The sequence below is a fragment of the Labrys sp. (in: a-proteobacteria) genome (assembly GCF_047605565.1).
GTDB lineage: Bacteria > Pseudomonadota > Alphaproteobacteria > Rhizobiales > Labraceae > Labrys > Labrys neptuniae.
Genome location: NZ_JASGFM010000045.1, coordinates 13,433 through 38,049, shown reverse-complemented (window position 1 = coordinate 38,049; position 24,617 = coordinate 13,433). Strand labels below are relative to the sequence as shown.

Sequence of the window (24,617 nt, the reverse complement as noted above, 5' to 3'; positions counted from 1 at the left end):
GAACCACGTCAAATCGCAAAGGCGCTCCGGACCAAAAAGTGGGAGTAGAAGTGCGGTTCGGACAAATCGCACTTTGCTTCGGCACAATCCCAACAGGTAGGCCAAGATGGCAGTCTATGCCGGCATCGAAACAGAGATTTCAGCCGACGCTCCCTGCGGGCCGGATCCCGATGCCGATTCCGACGCCCAGAATTTTCTCACCGTCGCCGAAGGCCAACTGCCGGCGAGCTACCGCAGCTTCAACAAGAAGTCGTTCGAGTCCAAGCAGACGCTTGCGGATCTGCGCGTGCATCTGGAGAAATCGCGCGATCTGCGCTATCTCGTCCTGGCGGCCAAGTATCATATTCTCTCGGATGATCTGCCCGGTTTCGTCGACGCCGTCGCAGCGACCAATGCCTTGCTCCTTGCGCAGTGGGATCATTGCCATCCGACCGAGGCGGCCGGCGGCGCCGAACTGAGGTCCGCCTTCCTCAAATCGCTCGACGACTTGCCGACAGTGGTTTTGCCGCTGCAGAGCGCCACCCTGATCACTGACAAGCGCCTGGGCGCGTTGTCCATGCGCTCGGTCCTGGTCGGGGAAGGGAAATTGCCTCCGCGCGAGGGAGAGACAGCCATCGATGCCTCGGGCGTCAGGGATGCCTTTCTGCGTTTCGAGCCGCTGCAGCAATTGGTGGACCTGACGGCTCATCTCGAGGCCATCCTCGCCAATCTTGACAGCCTGCGCCAGCTTTTCATCGACAAGGCCGGGCACGAGGCGGCACCGCAATTCGAGCAATTACCGGATCTGGTGCGCGCCATTCGCACCTATGTCGGCGGCATCGTCACCACGCGGGAGCCGGGCCTTGCACCGGCTCAGCCGGCTGAAGCCGAGAGCACGCGGGAGCAGGCGCAGACTGCCTCTGCATCCTCTGCGCCCGCTCCCCTCGCGCCTTCGGATGTCGCCTCGGTGAAGGAGGCTTCCAATGCGCTGGCGGCGATCCTGGCCTATTATGCCGGCAAGGAACCGTCGAGCCCGGCAAGACTGCTCCTCAAGCAGGCACATCTGCTCGTCGGCAAGTCCTTTGTCGAAGTCATGAAGATATTGGCACCCGGCCTCGTCGAGAAAGCGAAGATCCAGATCGGTGGCACCATGCCCTTTGCCTTGAACTTCGCCCAGCTTTCGGCGCTGGCAGTCGAGGAAGGCAAACCCGACGAGACCGAGGCCGAGGCCCGCACCTATTCTGTCGGGACGCGCGGCGAGGCCTCGGCCCTGATGCGCCAGATCGAAATCTTCTACAACAATATCGAGCCGTCGAGCCCGATCCCCATGCTGATCGAGAAGGCGCGAGCCCTGGTCGCCAAGGACTTCAATGCCCTTCTCGTCGAAATCTCGCGCAAAGATGAGAAGAAGGATGACAAGTCCTGATTCAACCAGGACGACGTATCGGGTAGAATAATACCGGGAGGCACTATCAATGCCCCTGGTCCCTTTTGGCAATCTCGGTCAAATCTTAGATTTGACATCGGAAATTACCAAGTGCCCAAGCCGAGATTGCGTCAGCATTTTCGAAGCTTGGCATCATCAGACACCCGAGGAGCTATGTAAGATATTCTTATTTGCTCTTCTAAGCTTTCGGACTAAGCCGATATCACTATTTCGAGAGTAGCAGGCAATTGTTTCGAAAGCTGATATCATTGGATCAGATATAGTACAGGAGGCGTCGGTGAAGATGCTGACCTCACATCAGGACCGGGACATGCGTCATTGCCTTGACTGGCGAGCCGGGCTATCGGCCGCCGCCCTCGCCGCAGTCATGTTCGCCCTGCCGGCGAGCGTCAAGGCAGCGGAGCGGCGCGTGGCCTTCGTGGTCGGAAACAGCCATTACACGGTCGTTCCCCAGCTCAACAATCCGGACAAGGACGCGCAGGCCGTCGCAGCCGCCTTGAAGCGCGAAGGTTTCGAAGTGGTGTCGGCGCTCGATCTCGACCGCAACGAGTTCGACAAGGCCCTGCAACGCTTCATCCGTTCGCTGCCGGGCGCCGAACTCAGCGTGTTCTATTATTCCGGCCACGGCATCCAGGTGGGCGGCGACAACCGCATCATCCCCATCGATGCCAAGCTGAAGGATCCGGCCGATCTGGAGGTGGAGACGATCAACGTCAAGACGATCTTCGCCTATATGCAGCAGAACTCCAAGACACAGCTCATCTATCTGGATTCGTGCCGGAACAATCCATTCCAGTCCCGCTCGTTCCTGGTCGGCCCCGAAAAGCAGATGGCGGTCGCCGGCGTAGGCCTCGCGCCCCAGACCAGCCCGCCGAGCAGCCTCATTGCCTATTCGACCCAGCCCGGTGCTGTCGCGGAGGACGGCACCGGCGACAAATCGCCGTTCACGGCCTCCATGGTGAAATACTCCTTCACGCTGGGCGTCGACGTGCAGCGCGCGCTCGACAAGGTGACCGACGACGTGTGGGAGGCAACAAACAAGCGCCAGCGCCCGTGGTCGGTCGGCACCTTGACCCAGCCGGTCTACCTGGCCAAGCCGGTCATTCGCATTGCCGCAGCGGCACCCGTCCAGCTTGCCAAGAATACCACCGTGAAGATTGGCCCGGCGCCCAAGCAGGGATCGGACAACTTCGCCGATCAGCAGGCCCCGATACAGGTTGCCGCATTGCTCGGCGAAACCTTCAACAAGCCGCGCCGCGTTCCAATCGGTGTCGGCCAGGTCGCCATGCTGGATGACCTGCCGCTGGTGCGCGCCGCCACCGGCGCGCAGATCCAGATCGCCGCGGCTCCGAGCTTCGGTACGATGTATCTAAACGGAGCGCCGCTGGCCGAGGGCGATGTCGTCGACCAGAACGCCGTCCGCTCCATCACTTTCGAACCTTCGATCGGCTCGGAGGGCAAGGTGCAGAGCGTGCAGCTCAAGGTCGAGCAGCCTGGGGGCGAAGGCCAGGTTGTCACCGGCAAGATCGAGTCCTTCGTGCCGATTTGCGACGACAAGGCGGGCGAGCCACTCGATCCGCAAGGCGTCACTCTCGGCAAGTTGCCGAACGAGATCGACGCCAAGCCGGCCATCGCCGCCTGCAGCGAGGCCGTCGCCAAATTCCCCACTGTCGCGCGCTATAAATACGAACTCGGCCGCGCCAAGCTGGCCGACAAGGATGTCGCGGGCGCCATCGAACTCTTCAACGCGGCCGCCGATGCGGGCTATACGCGCGCCTACTACGAACTCGGCTATTTGGCCGAGCGCGGTCTCGGCCGCTCACAGGACCTGGTCGAGGCCAACCGATTGTTCAAAATGGGCGCCGAACGCGGCGATCCCTATGCCATGCTCGCTTATGGCCGCAATCTCACCCTCGGGCGCGGCGTGCCCAAATCCGTGGACGAGGGCGTCAAGCTACTCAATCGGGCCGTGGAACTCGGGCACACCTATGCCATGAACACTGTCGGTGCCATGTACTATTATGGCCAGAACCTGCCGGCCGATCCGAAGCGCGGCATCAAGTTCTACGAAGCGGCGCTGGCGCGGCACGACATCTATGCCATGCGCAACATGGGCATCGCCTATCTCGACGGCAAAGGCGTGGCGCGCAAGCCCACCATGGCGATGGAGCTGTTCAAGCAAGCCTCCGAGGGCGGACATCCCAGCGCGCCCACCAATATCGGCGCCATGTATTTCAAGGGCAATGGCGTCAAGAAGGATCTGGCGAGCGCCATAAGCTGGTATGAGATCGGTGCCGAACGTGGCGACTTCTACGCGGCATCCAATCTCGGCTGGATCTATTCCAAGGGTCCGGCGGCGCAGCGCGACCTGGAGAAGGCCGCCTGGTATTCGAGCCTCGCCATCGCACTCGACGCTTATGGCGAGCACAAGGATGAGGGAAAGAACCTCAGCGCCTTGCCGCTGGCCGAGAAGAAGAAGGTCATCGACAAGCTCAATGCCGAATTGGGCAGCGATGCGGTGGCCCCGACATCGGATGTCGACGACACCATCGTGCTGGCTGCCCGCAAGGCCTGGCAGAAGCGGAACCCCCGTCTCGACCTGTTCTGAAGCAGGGCCGCCATACCGGCAGAGCGCGGCTTTTCTCCATGGCATCGAACCTGGCTTGCCGCCAGGTTCGATGCTGCCGTCGGCATTACGCGCCGCGCCCGAGCAGCTGCGTCGACCTTTGATAGTCCGCCAACATCATCATCTTCACATCGATGCGGTCATAGTCGACCATGAAGTAGCCGCTGTCGGTCCGGATGACCGCGTCGGGATGGATCTCCAGAAGGTCCTGGGCCATGACGCCGACATAGACCGGACCACCCCAGACATAGCGGAAGCGATAGATCGTCAGGCCGCTGGGAGACTGGCCGATGGCACGGATATCGGTCTTGAGCCGGCGATCGGACCAGCCACCGCCACCGCCCGAACCACCGCCGCCGCCACCACCGCCACTTCCGCCGCCCCCGCCGCTACTGCCGGCAGGCATCCTGTCGCGTGTATCGTCGCCGGCATCCGGCTCCATGATCACGCGCCTGCGGCGGGGCATCGTCGTATGGTGAGGCCGGGCGGGCCTGATCCTCCGGCGCGGCGGCTCCGGTTCATCCACATAGATGGGTTCGTTGGGGTAACCTGACGCGCAGCCGGCAAGCACAACGGCCAGCCCGCTTCCCAAGACCCCAAACAGCAGGCCCCGCCGAACTTCAAATTTGCTCGTCATCGGTATCTCCTAAAATCTGGCGGGCACACACCGCGCCGATATGGATCATAGCAAGTCCAGCGGATTCAGGCGTGACAGCCCGCACAGAGGAGCGCGCCGAATAGGATGACGCCGCCCCTTAAACTGACCGAATGGTCAACAAAATAAACGCCGAGACGACGGCCCCGGCGCAAATATAGAACAAAACTTGTTCTTGACATAGGCGTACTCGATCTTTGCAAAGCACTCGCATGACTTAAGGCATCAACGCCGGCCGCGCACCGGGTTCATCAAACACGGCTTCAATTCCGAGGAGTTGGCTTCGCCCCTATCATGGCCAAAGTCATTCCCCTTCCGTGAGCACGTGATCTCCAAGCAGGACTCGCCTCGCCCGCGTTTTATTCCCGGATTCGGTCAAGCGGATCATGCGGCGATCGACGGCGCTCGCTCTTGGGTACAATGCCCTCGGGGCTGCCATCCGGCGGTGAGGGCGATATGTGCAAGATCATGCCGTTTTCGCACGGCCGCACGGATATCGCCCAAGAACGTCCTGCGATTTGAATGAATTACTTCAAATCGCAAAGACGTGTCTAAGCAAAAAGTCGGAGCAGATAGGGGTTCGCCCTTGAACGCGCATCACCCTAGGATGGGCGCCCCTGCAGGATGCCGATCGCCTTGTTGAGCTGGGTGTCGTCCTTCTCGTTGGCGGGCACATAGGCCGAGGAGCCGCCTTCTTCGGCCTTGTCGGCATCCGGATTCGCCAGATGGCCCTTGAGGCCGGATTCGCCCTTCGTCTCGTCGGCACCCTTGAGATCGTCCGGCACGTTCTCCTTCACCACGATTTCGGGCTCGATGCCCTTGGCCTGGATCGAGCGCCCGGAGGGGGTGTAATAGCGCGCCGTGGTCAGGCGCAGCGCGCCGTCGCCCTGCAGCGGGATGATGGTCTGCACCGAGCCCTTGCCGAAGGAACGCGTGCCGACGATGGTGGCACGCTTGTGGTCCTGCAAAGCGCCGGCCACGATTTCCGAGGCCGAAGCCGAACCGCCATTGACCAGCACGACGATGGGTTTACCTCCCGTGAGATCGGGCCCGTCTGCAGCAAAACGCTGCACGTCGTCGACGTTTCGTCCGCGTGTCGAAACGACCTCCCCGCGCCCCAGGAAAGCGCCGGAAACCGAAACGGCCTGGTCGAGCAGGCCGCCCGGATTGTTGCGCAGGTCGATCACATAGCCCTTGAGCTTGTCCTGGCCGATCTTCTTGCTCAGCTTGTCGATACTCTTCTTCAGGCCGTCGAAAGTCTGCTCGGTGAATTGAGTGATGCGGATATAGCCGATACCTCCGGCTAACTCTTCATCCCTCACCGAGGCAACCTTGACGATGTCACGCACGAGCTTGACATCGAAAGGCACTCCCTTGCCCGCCCGCAGGATCCTCAACGTGATCGGTGTGTTGACCGGCCCGCGCATCTTGTCGACGGCCTGCTGCATGCTCAATCCCTGAACCGCCTCGCCATCCAGCGCAGTGATCACGTCGCCCGCCAATATGCCAGCCTTGGAAGCCGGCGAGTCGTCGATCGGCGATACGATCTTGAGGACGTTGTCCTCCATGGTGACCTCGATGCCGAGCCCGCCGAACTCGCCCTTGGTCTGCACCTGCATGTCCTGGAAGCTCTTGGCGTCCATGTAGCTCGAATGGGGATCGAGCGAGGCGAGCATGCCGTTGATGGCCCCCTCCACCAGCTTGCCGTCATCGGGTTGTTCGACATAGTCCGAACGCACCCGCTCGAACACTTCGCCGAACAGGTTGAGCTGCTTGTAGCTGTCGGCCAACGCGGCCTGAGCCCGACCGACGAGAAGAAAATGGGGTTGCGTCAGGGCAACCGTACCGAGCACGCCGAGCGCGGCTCCCGTGGATATGAGGGCGAGATTACGCATCAGGGTCTCATCTGTTGGCGGCCAAGTTCGAGTTCGAACGTACTCGATGCGCCTTCCATTCCCTCTTCCAAATCGCCCCAGGGAAGGCTGACAACACTGATACCGCGATTATGGCTGCATTTTGTTGTTCGTTCTTCACCGTCCAAATCGTGCTCGCCCTTCAATGAATGCGGGCCCGGCGTCTCCATGGCAGACGGAGTCATGGTTGTAGCTTTTTTCCTCGAAAAGCATTTTGATCGATCCTCGAGGTCTCGGTGAGGTTCAAGGCAGTGTCGCGTATCCGGAAGGCCGTTTCGAAGCAAAGGCATGGCAACACTCCTGGCCGGATATGCCTGGGCATCGTGACCTTCCTCATGGCGCTGTCATCGGTGCTGCCGGCCGCCCCTGCTTCAGCCGGCCAACAAAGGCATGAAGCACGGCAAAGCCCCACGCCCTGCGTGGCGTTGACGTTCGATGACGGGCCGGACATGACGCTGACCCCTCTCCTTCTCGATATTCTGGCCCGGGAAAAGGTCCATGCCACCTTCTTCGTGGTCGGCAAAAGGCTGGCTTATTCGCCCGGCCTGGTACGGCGTGAATTTCTCGAAGGCCATGAGATTGGCAATCATACTTTCGACCATCGGGCACTCACCGAACTGACAGATGGCGAAGCCATCGCCGAAGTGGAACTGACGGATGAGGCGGTCATGGAAGAAACCGGCCAGAGGCCGGATGTCTTTCGCCCGCCCTGGGGCAAGATCGATGCTCGCATCAAGGCGGCCTTGCGTGGTGCCGGCCTCTGGCGCCGAATGGCACTTTGGGACTTCGATTCCTTCGACTGGCTCGACGACACAGCGTCTCTGACCAGGCTGATCGGCGCCGGAGCCCCGGCGGGAGCCGTGATCCTGATGCATGATATCCATGCCAGCACCATCGAGGCCGTGCCGGACATCATCCACACCCTCAAGATGCGAGGCTTCCGGTTCGCGACGGTCGGGCAATTGCAGGCTTGCCGGCATGGGACGGAACCGGGCGCCGTATCGACGGCGCCTCATGCCTTGCCCGCACCGTCCCGCGATGCCCCCTATGGCAGCCTGGCCCATGCCCTGGATGCCATCGCCCCCTTGAAGGAATACATCGCTCATCGGCTCGGCTCCTGACGGCATGCTCGCGGGTGAAGGAGCCTGACTGCACCGGGCATGAAGCAAAGGCGGGTCAATCGCGAGTGCGCCCGATGGCGGGCGGCACGCAAGGCGCAGGCTGGGGATGGTCGCGAGGCGGGAACCAGATCAGCCGTACCGCGTCCTAGGAACAGGTACTTCGTCCCGGTCCTGGAGTGAGGTCCATGTTCAGGCTGCTTCTCGCCCTCACATGTGCACTCGTCTGCGGTGCCACGCAGGCCGCCAAGCTCGACCTCGATGGAGTCGATCGGGCGCAATTCAGCGAGGGCGAGCCGAAGGATGTCGATCCGATGCTGATCAAGGCGCAGATCCTTCTCGATCGCGCCCGCTTTTCGCCCGGTCTCATCGACGGCCGCCTTTCGGACAACTTCACCAAGGCCGTCGCGGCCTTCCAGGCGACGAACGGCCTGGCATCCGACGGCAAGCTCACCAGGGAAACCTGGGACAAGCTCGCGGCGACCTCCGTCGCCCCCGTGCTGACGACCTATGAGGTGACCCGCAAGGACGTGCGCAGCCGCTTCACCCGGCGAATTCCCACGCGCATGGAAAGGATGGCTCGTCTCAAACGGCTCGGCTATCGCAACCTGCGGGAGCAATTGGCGGAGCGTTTCCACGTCAGCCAACAATTGCTGACGATGCTCAACCCCGGTGCCCGTTTCAAAAAAATAGGTACAAGCCTGACGGTGCCTTATGTCGGCCGCAGCGCGCAACCTCCTGTTGCTGCCAGCATCGAGGTCGACAAGGCCTCCCGCCAGATACGTGTACTCGATCCTTCAAGCAACGTCCTTGCGGTTTACCCCGCCTCGATCGGCAGCGAGGAGAAGCCGGCCCCGAGCGGCTTGGCGGAGGTCAGGCACGTGGTGCACAATCCCACCTATTACTACGATCCGAAATTCGCCTTCAAAGGGATCAAGACCAAGCGTCCCTTCACCATTGCCGCCGGGCCGAACAATCCGGTGGGATCGGTCTGGATCGATCTTTCCATCGAAAGCTATGGCATCCACGGCACGCCCGACCCCGGTAAGATCGGCACGACCTTCTCGCATGGCTGCATCCGCCTGACCAACTGGGACGCCGAGGACCTCGCCACCATGGTCAAGCCGGGCGCGAAGGTCGAATTCAAGGGGGATACGGTGCAAAGCGAGAGCGAACGCTCTCCGTAAAGGCCTGCACGTCCTGCAACCGCCTCTACCGGGTACGGCGCTCAGCTTTCATGATTCATCCAGATCTTTCTGCGCAAGCTCTCTGAAGGCGTCCGGAACGGACCGCCTTCGATCCAGCGCCGCCGTCGCATAGCCCACCGCATCGCGCCCGAAGCGTTGGCGGATGAGATCCATGGCGCGATCGGCCGACTGGCGCGCAGTTCCCTGACAGGCGCCGGGCCGCCACTTCTCGTCGGGAAGGCCGAGCGGAAGATCGAGCTGGATCTCCCGCTCCTTGTGCAAATGGGAAACGCAAACCGCAACCAGCGTGATGACAGTCTCTCGCGGGTGATCGGCAAGCGCGATGCGCACCAGCCTGGTGGCAATCTCCGCCAGCACAATCGTCGCTGCGACCGGCGCCTCCAGCGTTGCCGACCGCGTGACGGCACGCATGTCGGCAAACCGGACGCGCACGGTCACGGTCCAGCCGGCCAAGGCCTTGGCGCGAAGGCGCGAGGCGACGCGATCGGCAAGCTGAAGCACGGCCGGCACGAACACGCCTTCGATGGCGGGTTGCCGCCCCAGCGCGGATTGCGCGCCGGCGGATCGGGCTCTGTGCTGCGTGCGGATTCGGCGGGGATCCCGGTTCCAGGCGAGTGACCGGAGCTTTTCGCCAGCCGCGCGCCCCAGAAGCCGCTCGATCGAGTGGCCGGGCGTATTGGCGAGTTGGCCGATGGTAAGAATGCCACGCTCCTTGAGCCTGGCCTCGGTCACCGGCCCGACACCCCACATCAGGCCGACCGGGAGGTCATGAAGAAAGTCGAGCTCGTGAGCCGGATCGACGACGACGAGGCCGTCCGGCTTTGCGACCTGGGAAGCGATCTTGGCCAGGTGCTTTGTCCGCGCGACACCGATGGAGATCGGTAGACCCAACTCGCTCCGCACACGCTCTCGAATGGTTGCCGCGATATCGGCCGGCGTCCCGAAGAGATGGGTGCAGCCGGCGACATCGGCGAAAGCCTCATCGATCGAGATACGCTCTACCAGCGGCGTGAAGTCACCCAGGATGGCGATCGCCGCATCGCCAAGACGCTGATAGTCGTCGAAATGCCCACCAACGAAAAGGAGTTGCGGACACAGCTCCCTCGCCTTGCGGCCCGACATGCCGCTATGCACCCCGAAAGCCTTGGCCTCGTAACTCGCCGCCAGCACCACCCCGCCGCCGACGGCGATCGGCCTTCCGCGCAGATTGGGGTCGAGGAGTTGCTCGACCGAGGCATAGAAGGCGTCGAGGTCGGCGTGGAGAATGGTGGCAAGGGTTTCCATGACCCGGAATCCCGCATCACAATGTTCCTTATTTGTTCTAGACAACGCAGGCAAAGTCAAGGCCCTGGAAGCGGCTGGCAGCTCCAGCCCCCGAGCGGTAAGCCAGCGATCGCCGAAACGCTCGGTGCCGCACCAAGCGAAAGCTCGCTGGTGGTCTCGTATCCATTGCAGCGGGCGCGTGTTCATTCGCCATCGTCGCGACGGCAAGCATCAGGGCGCCACTTTCAGGACGGTACAGCCAGTCCTTCCTGTCACAGAAGGCCATAGGCGCCATGGCAGTACGCACGCCCATGGCTCAACAGACACAATCCCAGGCCCCGGCGGCAAAACCACCGCTATGATAGCCGCAGCACTGCCTATATAACTACGCCGTCGGCTAAAATCGCGACCGATTATTTCGTTTGAGTTTCTGGATATTGCATCTTGAAGAGCACTGCCCTCGCCCGCCTGTTGCAGGGGATCACGAAGCCTTCTCACGACAAGCGTCCCTCGATCGAGACCTTTGCGGATATCGACACGGACCGGCTCGCTGCCGAGCTCAATCTTGCCGGCCGGGGAAGAGAACGCGGCGGCAACGAGGAGCCTGCGACGTCATCCGAGACGATGGACTCGGTCGAGACCCAGATCATCGAGCGCATCGAGGCCGCAAAGAAGGCCGCCCATGCCACCATCGAGGATGAGTTGCGCACTTATGCCGAACGCCTGGCGGCTCTCGATTTCGAGGACAGGTTCACGCAGATCCAGCATACCGCCCCGGCAGCCGTCGGCGATTTCAAGCTGGAAGCACGCGCGGGACGCGACGACCTTTATGCGCTGCGTCGCAACCTGCGCGACCTCGACGCCGAGCAGCAGGCCTTCCGGCGCAAGCACAAGATCGACCGCACCGCCCGTGTTCATGGCGGGGCAGCGACCTTCCTGAAAGTCGCCCTCCTCATCGTGATGTTCGTGGTGGAAGCGTTCGCGAATGGCAACTTCCTGGCCAAGGGCAGCGAACAGGGCCTACTCGGTGGCGTGACCGAGGCCATCTCCTTTGCCGCCCTCAACATTTTCGGTACCTTCATCATCGGCCATTTCGGCGTCAAGCAGATCGCCCACAACAGCGTGTTTCGCAAAGGCCTGGGGGTGCTGGCCTTCTGCTTCTACGTGGCCTTTGCCCTCGGCCTCAATCTCGCCTTGGCCCATTATCGCGACGTCTCTGCCCAGTTCCTGGAGGGAGGCGGCGAGCGGGTGATGCAGGTCATGGCCACCACCCCCTTCCAGCTCCGCGACCTCAATTCCTGGCTGTTCTTCGGGCTTGGCCTGATGTTCTCCTTGGTCGCCCTGATCGACAGCCTGACCTTCTCGGATGCCTATCCCGGCTATGCCGAAGTCCAGCACCGCCTCGAAGCGGCCAGGGACGCCTATCGCGACCGCAGGGCGGAACTCGATGAAAACCTGAAGGACGTTCGCGACGAATATCAAGACAGGATGCAGGATATCAGCAGCGACCTGTCCCTGCGGCGGGGCGAGTACGAGGCCATCATCGCCAATCGCGCGCGCATGCTGAAGCTCTTCAGCCAGCATCAGGACCATCTGGAACGAGCGGCCAACACGCTGATCGGTTTCTATCGCGAGGCGAATGCCAAGGCTCGCAAGACGCCGCCTCCGGCCCGTTTCGCAAGCCCCTTCTCGCTTGCAAAGGTCAGCGTGGAGGCCAGCACCGAGGGCGAATGGAGCCTGCGCGACCTGCGATCCCGCATCGAACAGATCCAGGCGATGCTGACGGCCGAGGTGAAGGAGATCCACACCGCCTACCAGACCACCATGGACGAATATCAGCAGCTCGACGACGTGGTTCCCGAGCCGGGGATGGGTGATGGCTCGAAACAGGCGTAGGCGCTCGCGCGGTGGAAGCGGTTTGCCGCAATACATCCTGGGCGGCCTCCTGCTGCTGGCGGCCGCGGCGGTGGCGATCGGCTTTGCCTATCTCAAGCTGACGGCCAAGGTTCCGCCGAAACTCGATGCGGAGCTGTGCCCCGTCGATGGCCCGACATCCATGACTATCGTCCTGCTCGATGCCTCCGATGCCCTGCCGCCGATCGGCCGTCAGCAATTGGCGACGGAGCTCACCGATCTGGCCGAGGCCACGCCCGAATACGGCCTGTTCGAACTGCGCGTCCTCGAACCCAACGCATCGGGCGGTGCCGTGAAGTTCCGGGCCTGCAATCCGGGTGACGGTTCGAGCGTGGACGCCCTCACCGGCAACAAGGAGCTTGCCAGGCGGAAATGGACGCAGGGGTTCAAGCAACCGCTCGAACGAGCCTTGGCGGCGGATCTGGCCGGTGTTCCCTCCGACAATTCTCCGATCATGGCGACCATCCAGGCGATTGCCGTCGAGCGATTCACGGGAGCCAGGTCGGACAACGTTGCCAAGAAGCTGGTCATCGTCTCCGACATGATCGAGAACGGACGGGATTACAGCCAGTATCGCGGCGACCTCTCCTTCGCCCGTTTCAAGAAGTCGGTCGCCTACAAGCAATTCAGGACCGATCTTCACGGTGCCGAAATAGGCATCAAATATGTGCAGCGCCAGAAGCCGCCGATCGACAGCGTTGCCCATATCCGGTTCTGGCAAGAATGGATCGCCGACAATAACGGCAGGTTCGACAGCGCCGATCGCCTGCAGGGAGTGAACTGACGATGGTCCAGGACAAGGCCTGGTCGACGACCGACAGCGCCATCAGTGCCAGCCTCTTCAGCCTGTTCGTCCTGGCGGGCAGCGCCTACATCATCGCCGCCAAGCTGATGCACTATCCGGCCTTCCTGGTGACATCAGTGCCGGTTGCGGTGATGGTGGTCTACGCGCTCGTCATCGTCGTGCTGCGGCGCTTCCGCCTGCGCTTGGACCAGGCAGGCGACAACATCTACTATATGGGCTTCCTGTTCACCCTCACGAGCCTGGGCGTCTCGCTCTATCAGTTTCAGGCCGAGGGGGCAGTAGAGGAAATCGTCCGCAATTTCGGCGTCGCAATTGCCTCGACCATCGCCGGTGTCGCCCTTCGCGTGCTGTTCGGGCAGATGCGGCAGGATCCCTACGAGGTCGAGCTGGCCTCGCGCCTGGAACTGTCGGAAGCCACCCGGCGGGTTCGCCGGGAGCTGGATACCATCGTGGTCGAAATCGCGAATTTCCGCCGTTCCTCCCAGCAGATGATCATCGAGGGATTTGGGGAAGCCCGCGAGGGCGTGCGGGATGCGACCAGCAGGGCTCTCGGCGACTTCGAGGATCTGACCCGGAAGGCCGCCGGGCCGATCGAGGCCAGTGCCGATGCCAGCACCACGATCCTGAAGGCCTTTGCCAAATCGGCATTCGAGAGCGTCGAGGCGGCCAATACGAAGTTTGCCGCGGAAACTGCCAAACTGTCCGAAGGGACGGACAGGCTCACGGCGACATTGGAGGCGGTATCGGACCACCTCAAGAGCCTGCAGGTACCCGCCAACGTCATCGAAGAAAAGCTCCAGCCTTCGGTCGGGGAACTGACGCAGGCCGTCTCCCAGCTGAGCAAGAGCCTCGCAACTTTCATCGAGCACAATTCGCCGATGGCACCGACCCAGCTTCTCGATACGGAAGCCAAGCGCAATGCCCGCATCGACAATCTGGCGGAGGCGATCGCCGGCCTGACACGGCAGATGGAAGAGGCTGCCGCCGCCAAGCAGAGCAGGCCGCTGCGATATATCAGGCGCCTCTTGCGCAGATCGGCGGCGGCTGATGCGTAGAGCGACCTCCATCGGCTCCGATGGGGCGGCCTATCGGCGAGGCATCGTCCTCGGTTTGACCATGGCCGAGATCATGCTGCTGCTGGTTTTCTGCCTGCTGATCGCCCTGACGGTCATGTTCAGCCGGGAGCAGGAACGCGCCAATCTTCTTGCCGCCCGCCTGAAGCAGGCCGAAGCGGCGCTCGCAAAGGAACAGCAGACCTCGAAGGATCTCGCTGCACTCCTGGACGAGTTCAAACGTACCGGAGCAATTCCCCAGCAGCTCGATGATAGCTGGCGCAAACTGGTCGAAGCACGCGGCCTCGTCGACAAACTGCGGGAGAACGGCGTCGATCCCGACCAGCTCAAACAATATGCCGCGAAACTCAAGGACATCCTGCCCACGCTGACCGCCGATGTCTCGGGAGCCGATCTGGCAACGGCATGGCGCCAGATCGCCGAAGCGAAAAGCCGGATGACGACCATCGAGCTTGGGAATCTGACGGTCTCCGGGGTGGCCGACCTCATCGTCAAGGGTGCCAAGACACAGCAGGCCGAGCGAGAGGGGCGCGGCGAGCACGACTGGCCACCCATCATCAATCTGAGCGAAGCCAGTGGCTATAATTTCGCCATCGGCCGGGCCGACCTCACAGCGGATTTCGACAGGAAGCTCAAGACGAACGTCGTCGAGCGCGTGGCGAAGATCGTCGCCGAATATGATGTCGATGTCGTCGAGGTGATCGGCCACACCGACGAACAGGCCGTCAACAACCGTGCTTCCAACCTGGATGGCAAGCTCATCCCTGCCCTGGCGGGCAAGGTGCAGATCGACAGCCTCACTCCGGCGGACAATGCAGGCCTGGGCATGGCCCGGGCCGTGTCCGTCGCCAGGGTCCTGGAGAATGACCCTCGTCTCAAGGGCGTGACGGTCCTGCCTCTCTCCGGAGGCCAGATGATCCTGCCGGGGGACAAGGTGACCGACGGATCCGTGAGGGGCGACGTCAAGGAACGGCGCCGGATCGAGATCAGGGTGCGAAGGTCCGAAGGCAAGGCGGCGAGCGGCCTCCGGCCTGAATCAGGAACGCAACCCTGACCCGACGCGCCAAGCATCTTATACCAGTCCGGACAATGTTTGACCTGTGCCTGCAAAGGGGGCGCTGTCATTCCCGGCGCCGCCGCAGGCGGTGGGAAGGGAATCCAGGGGCCGAGAACGTCGCTCGTCACTCCTGGATCCCCTTCCCTCCCAGTCACAAGCAAAGCTTGTGACGTGCTCGCCGGGGATGACAGGTCCGTCTTTCTGCGATCGGGTATCACATGGAGAACAAAGCGCGCGTCAAGGCATGGTCGGGATCGACAAGCCCATCCAGGATATTGAAATGGTGGCGATCGGGCTCCTCGACGACATCGGTCTCGATGCCGAGGCCTCGCCAGATATTGCCGAGCAACGCATTCTGCCGCAGGAACTCGGAGGTCTCCCGGGCACCTGCCCAGCAGATCAGCTTGCTGCCGGGCAATGGCTCGAGCAGAGCCGGGCTCTCGCTTTTTGCTTCGTTCATGTCGATCTTCAGCGTCCCATTGCGGGCTATATGCATCAGCGGCCGAAGGTCGTGCAGGCCTGAAACGGAAAGCGTTCCCACGATCCGGCCGTGGAGTTCGCCGGGGAGCGGCGTCGTCTGGCTGATCATGCGCGTCACCAGCTGGCCGCCGGCAGAATGGCCGATCAGCCGGATCGGCCCCGGCACGATGCCCGCGGCCGCCACGATGGCCTGGCCGATCGACTTCGTGATATCGGCGATGCGTACCTCCGGAGCGAGCGGGTAGCTGGGTATCGCCACCGCATGGCCATGCGCCAGCGCCCCCTGCACGAGATGCGACCAGAAGCTCTTGTCGAGCGCCATCCAAAATCCGCCATGAACAAGGACGACCAGGCCCGCAAGGCCTCCCTTCGGATAGAACAGATCGAAACGCTGGCGCGGATCGTCGCCATAGGCGAGATCCAGCCTTGCACGATCCTCGGCGACGAGCGCATCGCGTGCCAGCCGGGCAGGGTCCACCCAGGCCTGCGGCCACGCCTGGCTCCCGGGGATGTTGGCTGCGTTGTCGTAAGCCCAGGTCCAGTCGACCACCCGATATCGCATCTTACTCTCGCTTTCAGGCCCGTCATCCGGCAGCGGGACTCGCCTCCCCCGATCTCACCGCCCGGAACGACCTCGTCTCAGTCATTGGCTTCCGGCGGCAGGAAATCGACGTCATGCTCGGCCGAGGCGCGTAGGACGGCTTCGACATCGGACATGTTGTGCAAGGTCTCGAACAGGTCGCGCAGCCTGCCGGCGGGCGACACCCAGAACAGCGCCCGAGCCGGCTTGTCCGACTTGTTGAAATAACCATGCGGGATGCCGCGCGGCATGCGCACCAGGTCGCCGGGTTTGGCGGTCTGCCAGGTTCCGTCGAGTTTCAGCTCCAGCTGCCCCTCCAGCAGAAAGATGAATTCATCCTGCGTCGGATGGATGTGGACCGGCACGAACTGACCGGGTTCGGAATTCGCCTCGAAAGCGAAAGTCGACCCGCAATCGGCCTTCGGGAAATAGCGCTGGCCAAGGATGTTCCATTCGACCTGCTCATAGCCCTCGCCGTGCCGCGTGATGCCGCCATCCAGTTCCGTGGTCATCGTGATCCCTCCCCTTTTGTCTAGATTCGATATTCGCAAGAAAAGGCATGCGCCGCCCGCGGGCGGCGCATGCCTTGAGATCATAACCTCGTCCAGATTTCCTGAAACGAGTCTTTTCCGCAAAATGGCCCCTCTCCCGCCGAATTCGCGCTGCGTCTCGGGCAGGCACGCCGGCGGCAGCGCACGAAGCGCCGTGTGCTCGCAGAAGTGTCGTCTGCGCCCTACATGGCAGCCTGCTTTCGCGCCGCCGCACATTCGGCAGCAAGGAAATCGAGCAGCGCACGAACCGACGGCAGCAAGCCTCGCCGTGAGGGAAAAACCGCATGAACGATGCCGGCATTGGGTCGCCAGTCCGGCAGGACATGGACGAGCTGTCCCGCAGCAACGTGCCGCCAGACGGCCATGGTGGGCAGTTGCGCCACGCCCACGCCGGCAAGCGCCGCATCGCAAAGTGCGGCCATGTCGCCGGTCACCAGCCGTGGCAGATGCCTGACCTTGGCGCTTTGCCCATCGGCATGTTCGAGCTGCCAGTGATACTCGCGCTGCGGAGGCCCGAGGGTGGCGCTCGGCAGGCGGTCCAGATCGGCCGGGGAGGCTATGGGGCGCCCGGCCAGAAGGCCTGGGCTGGCCACCAGGCATTGCGTGCTTGTGTCGAGCCGCCGCATGACGAGTTCAGTCGGTTCAAGGGGCGGGAAACGCACGCGAATGGCCACGTCGAAGCCTTCGGCAATCACGTCGACGCGCCGGTTGGTGCTTTCCAGATGGATCTCGATGGCCGGATACGCAGCAAGAAAGCGCGCAAAGAGCGCCCCAAACTGAAAATTGATCAGCGCTACCGGGCAACTTACCCGGATGATGCCACGCGGCTCGGCCTGCACCTGCACGATCACCTGTTCGGCGGCCTCGGCCTCGACCAGCATGGCAACACAACGATCGTAATATTCACGGCCGATCTCCGTGACGGAAAACCGGCGAGAAGAACGATTGAGCAGTCGCACACCCAGCCGATCTTCCAGTTGCTGGATGCGCCGGCTGAGCTTGGACTTCTGCATGCCGCCGGCTCGCGATGCCGCAGCGAATCCGCCGTGATCGACCACCTGCACGAAATAAAAGAGGTCATTGAGATCCTGCATCGTCCCATTGATAGGACGCTGCATCGGGTTAAGCAATCTTCCGAGCCAGTCGTCCCGCTGATATTTCCAATTCTGCCGGTTCTGCCTTGGAAGCCGGGCTGGTTTTCCCAATCGGGGCGGCCGAAGCGCCCGCGCCGTTCTGCCCGCCGAGAATACTTCTCCGCGCGGAAAGGAAGTCGGGCGCCTGCAGAAGAAAGGAACGACCCATGTCGAGCGAACCCGTGCGCGATCCGCAATCGGATCAACTGCTGACACCGCAGAATGCAGCTTTCATCATCATCGATTATCAGCCGGTCCAGGTGAATTCGATCGCTTCGATGGATCGCCAGCTGCTGCTCAACAACATCGTTGGCTGTTCGAGGGCGGCAGTCACCTACGGGCTGCCGATCGTCCACTCGACCGTGAACGTGCAGACAGGTCTCAACAAACCGCCCGTTGCACATATCCGCAAGGTGCTGGGCGACTATCCCACCTATGATCGGACCAGCATCAACAGTTGGGAGGACATTGAATTTCGCAAGGCCGTCGAGGAAACCGGCCGAAAGAAACTCGTCATGACCGCTCTGTGGACGGAGGCCTGCCTCACCTTCCCGGCGCTGGACGCATTGGCTGAAGGTTACGAGGTCTATGTTCCTGTCGATGCGGTCGGGGGGACCTCGGTTGCGGCGCATGAGGCAGCGCTGCGGCGCATCGAACAAGCGGGCGGCAAGCTCATCTCGACCGTCCAGCTCTTCTGCGAACTTCAACGCGACTGGAAGCGCAGCCAGACCGTTCCGGCATTCCTGGATCTGTTCATCCAGACGGGCGGGACCCCCGGCATCCAGTTCACTTACGACAAGGCCGAATAGCATTCGCCCTAGCGTACCCGCCAGTCCCTGTGAGGTTACGGGGGCTGGCCGGCATGGATCGGCATTTGGTGGAATAGAGCCGCCTTGATTATCGGCCTCGCCGCCGCATCTGCCATCTCGAGGGCCGATCGTCCTCGGCCTGTCCCAGTCCGTATAGAATGTCCGCCACGGTGGTCTTCAGCTTGGCGGCCAGCTTCACCGCAACGTCGGGAGGGATCGATTCTCGGCCGGCCGCCCATGTCTCAAGCTGGGCGAGATCCACGCCCACCCGCCTTGCCAGCCATGAAGGGTCCATGCTGGCCTGGCTCATCGCCTGAGCCAGGCCATTGGGATATTCAGCGGCCATCTTGAGTCACAAGTCCGTGGGGAAGCCTATCGCTATCATCATAGTCACCTTGGGCGGTGAATATGACAGAAAGAAGCCCGCTCTATGCACTCCAGCCCTCGGCTTGACCTTGCCCCCAAGTTTTAAGCTATCTCGGGAGCTTGGTAAGTCTGCCCGCGATGCTGGAGCAATTGGCAGGCTGCTTCCAGGAGAAGGTCAATTCAGCCATCACCGCAATGCCTGTCGGCGGCTCATCCGGCTGCCGCCAGCGGGTCGCGCAGCCTGGTGATGGCATCGACCAGGAAGTTGCAGGCGACGAAGATCGCCGCGGTGAAGATGGTCGTGCCGATCACCACGGGAAAATCCCCGTCCAGCGCGGCGTTGATCGCCAGCCTGCCGACACCGTCGAGGCCGAAGATCTGCTCGGTAACGATCGCCCCGCCCATGATCACCGCCAGTTCCAGCCCCGCCAGGGTGATGATGGGGTTGAGAGCGGCCTTGAGCGCGTGACCGACCTGGATGCGCCATTCGCTGAGCCCCTTGGCCCGGGCGGTGCGGATATAGTCCGCGCCCAATACGTCCAGCATGGCGGCGCGCACCACGCGCTGGAAGATGCCGATCTCTGCGATCGCCAGCGTCAGCCAGGGCAAGGTCAGATGACGGGCCCATTCGAAGGGATTGTCGAAGAACGGCACATAGCCGCTGCTCGGGAACCAGTCGATGCCCATGGTCGAGAGCTGGTAGAACAGGAAGAAGGACAGCAGCATCCCGGAGAGGAAGGTAGGGACCGACAGGCCGACATAGGCGATGGCCGCCAGCGCATGGTCGAGCAGGGAGCCCGGCCGCCGCGCCGCCAGGATGCCCAGCACCAGCGAGACCACCATCCAGATGACCAGCGCTCCCAAAGCGAGCGAGAAGGTCACCGGCACTTTGTCGAGGATCAGCTCGGTGACGCCCGTCTGCTTGCGGAAGGAATAGCCCAGACCCGGCGGCCAGTGCGCGAGCCCCATCGCCGCACCCTGAATGTCCGGCCCACGATAGAGATATTGCCAGAGCTGGACATGCCAGGGCTCATCGAGGCGCAGCGCATGGGCGACCGCATCGATCGCCTGCTGATTGGCATTGCGCGGCGCCAGCATCACCGCCGGATTCCGGTAGGCGAGGCGCGTGATAAAGAAGGCGATGACGAGGACGATCAGCAAAGTGGAGATCGCCCGTACGGCGAGGCCGAGAATGAAGCGCAGCATGATCCCTCCCTCAACGCCGATGGGGATCGAGGACGTTGCGCAGGCCCGCGCTCAGCGTGTTGAAGCCCACCACCGTCAGGAACAGGGCGATGCTCGGCCCGAGCAGGAACCAGGGCTGCAACTGGTAGAGCGAGGAGCGCTGGGCATCCGCGATCATGTTGCCCCAGCTCGCCGTCGGCGGCTGGATGCCGACGCCCAGAAAGGACAAGGTCGCCTCGGCCACGATGTTGTTGGGCAATTGCACGGCCCAGTAGACCAGGGCGACCGGCGCGACATTGGGCAGGATCTCCCGGATCAGGATCCGCCGGCGGCTTGCCCCCAGGGTCTGCGCTGCCTCGACGAAGGGGCTGTGCCGAAGCGAGAGCACCAGCCCCCGAGTCAGGCGGGCGAAATAGGTCCAGGAGAACAAAGCGATGATCAGCACCACCACCAGCACGGGATCGGCGATCGGTTGGCCGTTGGCGCCGCGGTTGAGCGCCAGCAGGCTGAGCGCCGTCACCACGAAGGGAAAGGACAGGGCCACGTCGATGCCCTGCGAAATCACGCGGTCCGCCAGCCCGCCGAAATAGCCGGCGATCAGGCCGATCGAAGTGCCCACCACCATGGCGAGCGTCGTGGCAGGGATTGAGACCAGCAGGGAGATGCGCGCGCCATAGAGGGTGCGGACCAGGACATCGCGGCCATCGCCGTCGGCGCCGAGCGGAAAGGCCCAGCCCGGCCCAATGGGCAGGCCATCTTCCGACAGGGCGATATCGCTGAATTGCTCCGTCGGCCCATGGCCGAGCCAAAGCGCCACCAGGGGCGCCAGCAGCGCGGCGGCCACCACCGCGAGCACCAGCAAGCCGCCGAACCGCACGGAGGGTTCGGCCAGCACCGCCGCTATCCCGGACGGAACCTGCCGCACCGCGCGGTCCGGCTCGGACCTGCCGGCGAGCGCCGTTTCGGTGACGTCAGCCATGCACGGCCAGCCTTCTGGGCTCGTCCGCTTCCCTGGCCCTGCGTCCCGGAATCGCGGCGATCAATGCCTGGGTATAAGCTTGGGTTGGATGGCGGAAGACCTGCGCGGTCACCCCCTCCTCCACGATGCGGCCGGCCTGCAGCACCAGCACGCGATCGCACAGATCGGCCACCACACCCAGATCATGGGAAATGAACAGGATGGAGACGCCGAGCCGGCTCCTGAGTGAGCGCAGCAGCGCGATGATTTTCGCCTGCGTGGTGATGTCGAGAGCCGACACCGGTTCATCCGCCACGATCACGCGCGGCTCCAGCGCCACCGCGCGGGCGATGGCGATCCGCTGGCGCTGCCCGCCGGAGAGCTGGGCGGGGTAGCGGTCGAGCACGTCCTGGGGCAGTTCCACCACATCGACGAGGTCGCGGGTGCGCGAACGGATCTGGGGCGCGGACAGATCCGTGTTGATGATGAAGGGCTCGGCCAGGATGGCGCCGATCCGCCGCCGCGGATTGAGGCTGCCATAGGGGTCCTGGAACACCATCTGGATAGCGGAACGTTGCTGTCCGGCGAGGGTCATGGCGCCGGCATGGGCATAGACATTGTTGCCGAGCCGGACCTGGCCTTCGTCCGGCCTGTCCAGTCCCACGACGATGCGGCCGATGGTCGACTTGCCCGAACCGGACTCGCCGACCACGCCGAGGATCTCGCCCTCGCGCAAGGCAAACGAGACCCGGTCGAGCGCCTGCAGCGTGCCCTCGGCCTTGCCGCCTCGGCGAAACCAGCGGGAAATCCCCTCCACCGTCAGCAGGGGCTTGGTCTCCACGGGTGCGGCGGTGCCGAGGGCCAGCCCGTGGCGCGCCGCTCCCAGCAGCAGCCTGGTATAGGGTTCCTTCGGTGCGCCATAGATGCGCGCCGCCGGCCCCTGCTCCACCACGCTTCCCCCGCGCATCACCACCACGTCGTCGGCGATGTCGTTGACGACGCCGAGGTCATGGCTGACGAAGATCAGGGCCATGCCATGGCGCTCCTGCAATTGGTGCAGGAGCGTGAGGATGGCGGCCTGCACCGTCACGTCGAGCGCCGTGGTCGGCTCGTCGGCGATCAGCAGGTCCGGGCCGAGCGCGATCGCCATGGCGATCATCACGCGCTGGCGCATGCCGCCAGAGAACTGATGAGGGTAGTCGTCAAGGCGCCGGGCGGGATCGCGAATGCCGACCTCGTCGAGCAGATCGAGGATGCGCGTGTGCAGGGCCGACCGCCCCACGCGCTGGTGGGCCGTGATCGCTTCGCCGATCTGGCTGCCGATCGTCTTGAGCGGATGCAGGTTTGAGAGCGGATCCTGGAAGACGAAGCCGATCTGCACGCCCCTCAGGCGGCGCAGCCGGCCGGCCGACAGGCCGAGAAGCTCTGTGCCACGATGGCGGACGCTGCCCGTCACCGCCGCCGAGGGCGGCAGCAGGCCGGTCGCCCCCAACAGCGACACGCTCTTGCCGGAGCCGGATTCGCCGACGATGGCCAGGGTCTTGCCGGCCTCGACGGCGAAGGAGACGCCGCGCACCACCCGCGTGGGATGCCGGCGCGTTCCAAAGCTCACATCCAGATTATCGACCGAGAAGATCGCCATGGCCGCCTCTCCTGCACCCTGCTGCTATTTGCGCAGGGCGATGTTGGTAATGTCGGCCTGCACGGCGAGCGAGGACCAGGTCCACAGCGCGATGCGATCGGAGGTGATGGCGACCTTGCGCTTCTCGAACAGGGGGATCCAGGGCAGGTCGGCGGAGACGAGGCGATCGGCCTTGGCCCAGACCGGGCCGGGATCATCGGAGGGGAAAGCTTCGGCCGCCAATCTGTTGAGCTCCTTGTTGGAGTAGCAGATCGCATAGACGTTGCCGGTGCCGCAGGGCGAGGCATCCGAATTCAGCCAGCCCCCGAGCAGCATGCGGGTGCTCGGTCCCTGCCAGTCGGGTGCGAAGGCGCCGCCGAGGAAGATGTCCCAATGGCTCTTGGGGTCCTGGATGTAGGAGCGGTACTGCGAGCTCGGCACCGGGATGAGGTTGAGGGTGAAGCCCGCCGCGGCAAGGTCTTCCTTGAGCGTCACCGCGATGGCCTGCACCTGCGCCGTGGTCTGGTAGACCGCATCCAGCGTCACGCCATCGGGATAGCCGGCCTTGGCCAGCAGCTCCTTGGCCTTGGCGGGATCACCTGCGCTCTTGGGTGTGGCGTAGGGATCGAAGGGCTCATGGCCGAGGATCGTCGAAGTGATGATCTGGCCGAGCGGGAGAGCGGCGATCGAGCCGCCCTGGCGCTGGACGAGATGGGCCTTGTTCACCGCATAGGCGAGGGCCTGGCGCACTTCGAGCTTGCGCAGGGCAGTGGCACCGGGACCGGTGGCTTCCGGCCGGGCGTTGACAGTGATGAAATTGGCCGAGCCGCTGTTGGATGCATGCAGATAGGGGCTCTTCTGCGCCTGGTACTGCCGGATCGCAGCCAAAGGAGGCACGTCGAGATAGAGCGACAGGTCGGCTTCACCGGCGCGGATCTTCTGCACCACGGCATCTTCGGTATTGGTGGTGAAGTCGACGACGATCTCATCGACATAGGCCTTGCGAGCCGGATCGGCGGCATGATTGTAGTTGGCCACCTTCTTGAGAACGAGCTTCTGGCCCTGATCGTAGGTCGCCACGTAATAGGGACCGCTCGAAGGCAGGTTCTTCCTGAACTCCAGCGAATCCGGGAAATATTTGGAGGCGATTTCCGGCGGCAGCGGGCTGACGAAGTTCATCGACAGGATGTTGAGGAAATCATAGTTCTTGCTGTCGGAACGCAGCACCAGCGTCCTGTCGTCCGGCGCGGAGACGCCGGCGATGTCATGCGTATCGGTAAAGGCCTTGGTGGCGGCGAGATCGCCCGTCGGTACCTTGGCGAACTGCTTGCAGTAGTCGGCGAAGCCCGCAAAGGCGAGGTTGAAATAGTTGATGGCCGCGACCTGCTTGTTGGGATCGCAGAAGCGCTTGATGCCGTAGACGAAATCCCCCGCCGTGATCTTGCGCGTGATCGGGCCCGAATAGGTGATGCCGTCACGAAGATGGAAGGTGTAGGTCTTGCCGTCGGGGCTGACGTCCCAGGACTCGGCGAGGTCGGGCACCAGCTTGGTGTCGTCCTTGATGTCGCCCGGCGCGCCCGGATAGGTCACGAGCTGGCGGGTCACGGCCCGCAGGATCTCCCAGGAATCGGTACTGTAGCCGGTCAAGGGGTCGAAGGCGTCGAGATCGGGGTCGAGCGAGGCGATGCGCAGCGTCCCGCCATAAGGGACCTCGTCGGCCGCCTGTGCCGTGCTGGGGGCGAGGCTGCCTGCCAGCAGCAGGGCCGCCCCCACCGCCGCAAAGCAAGCCGCCGAGCCGAGCAGCCAAGAACGGGCGAAAAGCCGGGATTTCATAGTCTGTTTCCTGATGTTTCGAAGGAGGGACGAAGGCCCTGCG

Annotated in this window: 20 protein-coding genes; 9 read left to right on the top strand and 11 right to left on the bottom strand. The window is 63.2% G+C overall.

Annotated elements, in window-relative coordinates; genetic code table 11:
• Positions 1-106 precede the first annotated feature (106 nt).
• Both QM672_RS27870 and QM672_RS27865 read left to right on the top strand, forming a co-directional pair.
• Positions 107-1,405, top strand: a complete 1,299-nt coding sequence (locus tag QM672_RS27870; RefSeq protein ID WP_367624590.1) for an ImpA family type VI secretion system protein — start codon at positions 107-109, stop codon at positions 1,403-1,405.
• A 304-nt stretch (positions 1,406-1,709) separates the two neighbouring features.
• On the top strand, positions 1,710-4,034 hold the full coding sequence (locus QM672_RS27865) for a caspase family protein (RefSeq protein WP_415086526.1): 2,325 nt from the start codon (positions 1,710-1,712) through the stop codon (positions 4,032-4,034).
• Positions 4,035-4,119: 85 nt separating this feature from the next.
• On the opposite strand, the gene QM672_RS27860 is transcribed toward QM672_RS27865, so the two are convergent.
• Positions 4,120-4,518: a tail fiber domain-containing protein gene (locus QM672_RS27860; protein WP_311943594.1), complete on the bottom strand. Its 399-nt coding sequence runs from the start codon at positions 4,516-4,518 to the stop codon at positions 4,120-4,122.
• Between the two features lie 791 nt (positions 4,519-5,309).
• Complete coding sequence (locus QM672_RS27855; protein ID WP_367624592.1) at positions 5,310-6,602, bottom strand: S41 family peptidase; 1,293 nt, start codon at positions 6,600-6,602, stop codon at positions 5,310-5,312.
• Positions 6,603-6,955: 353 nt separating this feature from the next.
• Here QM672_RS27855 and QM672_RS27850 point away from each other — a divergent pair, with 353 nt between their 5' ends.
• A complete protein-coding gene (locus QM672_RS27850) occupies positions 6,956-7,741 on the top strand; it encodes a polysaccharide deacetylase family protein (protein WP_367624608.1) in 786 nt (261 codons plus the stop codon).
• A gap of 185 nt (positions 7,742-7,926) precedes the next feature.
• Positions 7,927-8,925, top strand: a complete 999-nt coding sequence (locus QM672_RS27845; RefSeq protein ID WP_415086523.1) for a L,D-transpeptidase family protein — start codon at positions 7,927-7,929, stop codon at positions 8,923-8,925.
• A 48-nt stretch (positions 8,926-8,973) separates the two neighbouring features.
• On the opposite strand, the gene dinB is transcribed toward QM672_RS27845, so the two are convergent.
• Entirely contained in the window at positions 8,974-10,230 is a 1,257-nt protein-coding gene (gene dinB / locus QM672_RS27840; protein WP_415086521.1) for a DNA polymerase IV, read from the bottom strand.
• A 423-nt stretch (positions 10,231-10,653) separates the two neighbouring features.
• Between dinB and QM672_RS27835 the strand changes: the two genes are divergently transcribed.
• From QM672_RS27835 to QM672_RS27820, 4 genes are read left to right on the top strand one after another with little or no spacing between them, the layout of a single operon-like run.
• Entirely contained in the window at positions 10,654-12,105 is a 1,452-nt protein-coding gene (locus tag QM672_RS27835; protein ID WP_415086519.1) for a hypothetical protein, read from the top strand.
• A 22-nt stretch (positions 12,106-12,127) separates the two neighbouring features.
• Positions 12,128-12,907, top strand: coding sequence for a hypothetical protein (locus tag QM672_RS27830; RefSeq protein ID WP_394312852.1), 780 nt, complete (start codon positions 12,128-12,130; stop codon positions 12,905-12,907).
• Positions 12,908-12,909: 2 nt separating this feature from the next.
• On the top strand, positions 12,910-13,983 hold the full coding sequence (locus QM672_RS27825; protein WP_367626787.1) for a hypothetical protein: 1,074 nt from the start codon (positions 12,910-12,912) through the stop codon (positions 13,981-13,983).
• Positions 13,976-15,055, top strand: a complete 1,080-nt coding sequence (locus QM672_RS27820) for a hypothetical protein (RefSeq protein ID WP_415086517.1) — start codon at positions 13,976-13,978, stop codon at positions 15,053-15,055. Before QM672_RS27825 ends, QM672_RS27820 begins: the two co-directional genes overlap by 8 nt.
• A 217-nt stretch (positions 15,056-15,272) precedes the next feature.
• Here QM672_RS27820 and QM672_RS27815 read toward each other — a convergent pair whose 3' ends face one another.
• The 3 genes from QM672_RS27815 to QM672_RS27805 form a co-directional block, all read right to left on the bottom strand.
• Entirely contained in the window at positions 15,273-16,100 is an 828-nt protein-coding gene (locus tag QM672_RS27815) for an alpha/beta hydrolase (protein ID WP_415086515.1), read from the bottom strand.
• Positions 16,101-16,177: 77 nt separating this feature from the next.
• Complete coding sequence (locus QM672_RS27810; protein WP_311943612.1) at positions 16,178-16,630, bottom strand: cupin domain-containing protein; 453 nt, start codon at positions 16,628-16,630, stop codon at positions 16,178-16,180.
• A gap of 221 nt (positions 16,631-16,851) precedes the next feature.
• Positions 16,852-17,763 (bottom strand): LysR substrate-binding domain-containing protein, encoded by a 912-nt coding sequence (locus QM672_RS27805; RefSeq protein ID WP_367626785.1) that lies wholly within the window; start codon positions 17,761-17,763, stop codon positions 16,852-16,854.
• A 206-nt stretch (positions 17,764-17,969) separates the two neighbouring features.
• On the opposite strand from QM672_RS27805, the gene QM672_RS27800 reads away from it, so the two are divergent.
• On the top strand, positions 17,970-18,611 hold the full coding sequence (locus QM672_RS27800; protein WP_311943421.1) for a hydrolase: 642 nt from the start codon (positions 17,970-17,972) through the stop codon (positions 18,609-18,611).
• A gap of 88 nt (positions 18,612-18,699) precedes the next feature.
• Here QM672_RS27800 and QM672_RS27795 read toward each other — a convergent pair whose 3' ends face one another.
• The 5 genes from QM672_RS27795 to QM672_RS27775 form a co-directional block, all read right to left on the bottom strand.
• The gene (locus tag QM672_RS27795; RefSeq protein WP_311943413.1) at positions 18,700-18,957 is read right to left on the bottom strand and encodes a helix-turn-helix transcriptional regulator; all 258 of its coding nucleotides are present in this window, start codon (positions 18,955-18,957) and stop codon (positions 18,700-18,702) included.
• A gap of 230 nt (positions 18,958-19,187) precedes the next feature.
• Positions 19,188-20,183 carry an ABC transporter permease gene (locus QM672_RS27790; protein WP_415086511.1) on the bottom strand — a complete coding sequence of 332 codons (996 nt, stop codon included), beginning with the start codon at positions 20,181-20,183 and terminating at the stop codon, positions 19,188-19,190.
• A 10-nt stretch (positions 20,184-20,193) separates the two neighbouring features.
• Positions 20,194-21,141 carry an ABC transporter permease gene (locus QM672_RS27785; protein WP_367626782.1) on the bottom strand — a complete coding sequence of 316 codons (948 nt, stop codon included), beginning with the start codon at positions 21,139-21,141 and terminating at the stop codon, positions 20,194-20,196.
• Entirely contained in the window at positions 21,134-22,762 is a 1,629-nt protein-coding gene (locus QM672_RS27780) for a dipeptide ABC transporter ATP-binding protein (protein WP_415086509.1), read from the bottom strand. Before QM672_RS27780 ends, QM672_RS27785 begins: the two co-directional genes overlap by 8 nt.
• A gap of 24 nt (positions 22,763-22,786) precedes the next feature.
• Positions 22,787-24,574, bottom strand: coding sequence for an ABC transporter substrate-binding protein (locus QM672_RS27775; protein WP_415086507.1), 1,788 nt, complete (start codon positions 24,572-24,574; stop codon positions 22,787-22,789).
• Positions 24,575-24,617: the final 43 nt, after the last annotated feature.